3 protein-coding genes are annotated in these 2,149 nt (G+C 45.0%); all 3 read left to right on the top strand.

The genetic code is table 11. From position 1 onward, the window contains the following. The coding region (locus tag AC1DN0_RS40915; protein ID WP_477146602.1) for an oligosaccharide flippase family protein at positions 1–936 on the top strand (936 nt) is incomplete at its 5' end. Positions 937–977: 41 nt separating this feature from the next. After that, positions 978–1,517: an acyltransferase gene (locus AC1DN0_RS40910; protein WP_477146601.1), complete on the top strand. Its 540-nt coding sequence runs from the start codon at positions 978–980 to the stop codon at positions 1,515–1,517. Positions 1,518–1,684: 167 nt separating this feature from the next. After that, positions 1,685–2,149 (top strand): hypothetical protein (locus tag AC1DN0_RS40905; protein WP_477146600.1); only part of this gene is annotated, 465 nt, incomplete at its 3' end.

The raw sequence follows: 2,149 nt of genomic DNA, 5'->3' as shown, positions 1-2,149 counted from the left end.
ATAAGAAAGAAGTGGTTTCCTGTAATTGCGAAAACTAAACTGGTGCAATCTATATCGGGAATATCGATTCAATTTATTTTCGGCTTGTTAAAGTCAACTCCATTTGGTCTGATACTTGGCCAAACTATATCGAGCGGCGCGGGGACAACGAGCGTGGGACTCCATCTATGGCGGTCAGATCGGGGCAGCTTTAGAGGGGTTGGGTTGTCGAGAATGCTGACCGTTTTAAAAAGATATAGTAGCTATCCAAAATTCTCAGCATTCGAGGTGTTGGTAAATACGGCGGCAATACAGATTCCGATTATATTAATCGGTGCCGCTGTCGCTAGTAATGAGGTTGGGTACCTTTTGCTTGGTATGAAGGCGATGCAAATACCTGTCAGCCTTGTAGGAGGGGCGGTTTCTCAAGTATATTTGGCCAACGCGATTGCAGAGTATAGAAATAATACCCTGGATATATTCACTGGAAGGATTGTTCAGGGATTAGTAAGAATTGGTGTTGGCCCAATTTTATTTGCGGGAATGGTTGCGGAAAAAGCATTTCCCCTGTTGTTCGGAGATGGTTGGCAGCGCGCAGGATCCCTCGTTGCCTGGATGACCCCGTGGTTCATCGCTCAACTGGTTGCGTCCCCGATCTCTATGGTAATGCACGTCAGGGAAAAACAGCGCGAGATGTTGATCTTGACTACAAGCGGTCTCGTACTGAGGGTCGGATTTGTTGTAGCCGTGCTTAAGCTTTCGCCAAACTATGCATCGGAAGCATATGCGATATCGAGTGCGCTTTTTTACCTCGTATGCTATTTCATATTTTCGAAGACTGCCGGTTTAGGAACAAATGCCAATGCTGCGATAGCGAAGTCGCTTATAAAGTCGATTTCTTTGTGGGGCGCATTAGGCGGAGCTTGCCTGCTTATGATTTGGGGGGTGAATAAATGATCATCGGCTTGATTAAGAGACTGGGATTCGTAACTAGACCCATGGCCAAGATCGTTTTTTCTGCATTTTTCGACAAAAAGTATTTGATCGGCAGACATTTTGATAGTGGCTATATCGGATATTACTGGGCAATTAAGTCAATTTGGCACGGTAGCGTACTGCGGCTCGGGGCGAGAATGYCTTGGCCAACTGCGCTTGGTTGTCGTATATCAAATGCGAAGAATATTGAATTTCATCCGGATGATCTGAATATATTTCAGTCGTCCGGAACCTATTTTCAAAACTTTTCCGGAAAGATTTATTTGGGAAAGGGATGCTATATTGCGCCAAATGTCGGAATTATTACGGCGAATCATCGAATTGATGCGCTAGACGAACATACAGAAGGCCGTGATGTGAAAATTGGCTCCGCGTGCTGGCTTGGAATGAACTCAATAATTTTGCCGGGCGTGGAGCTCGGCCACAATACCATTGTTGGGGCCGGATCTGTTGTAACAAAGAGTTTTCCGGAGGGAAACGTAATTATCGGCGGTGTTCCGGCCGTTCTAATTAAGAAGATCGGTCGACCAGGATCGCAGTGACAGTGGTGTCAAGCAGTTGGGGGCGGCTGCCGCGATTCGACCAGGTGACTCTCAAATAATGAAGTTCTATGCAACATATTCACATAATTGCGCTGCTGATTTTTGCTTTTGTGGTTTGTCACCAACCTCTTGGCCAACTCCGTTTTAAGAGAAGCGGAAATCCCTTGATGTTGGTTGTGCTGATCTACATTATTAGCGGGATATCTTCATATTTCGTGGGCGAAGAGGTAATGCCTACTTTCGATTTTTCCGCACACAAATATTACTATTACTTTGCATACACGTTTTTCTCGATCCTGGTACTGATGCCAATCTATTTCCTAAGGGGATACAGGTTGACGGGTATCTCACTGAGAGCAGGGAGATCTTTAAGATTGACCTACATCATCGCAAGTATTGGAATCTGGTTTTCACTCGCTTATCAACTTCCATATGCTGTATTGGCTATGTCGATGGGAGCCAAGACAGTTAGAGACGGGCTAAATGTGGAGAGTGTGAGCGTTTTGCCGGTCAGCTACCTTACAACACTGGCGGTTGGGATATCAAGTTTCTACGTGATATTTATAGTCATGTTCTACATGGCAATTGTAAAGAGAATGGGATTTTATTACAAAATTTCAATGCTGGCTGGA

The organism is Cupriavidus sp. 05N39 (assembly GCF_056397325.1).
This window is presented reverse-complemented; position numbering and strand designations above follow the sequence as displayed.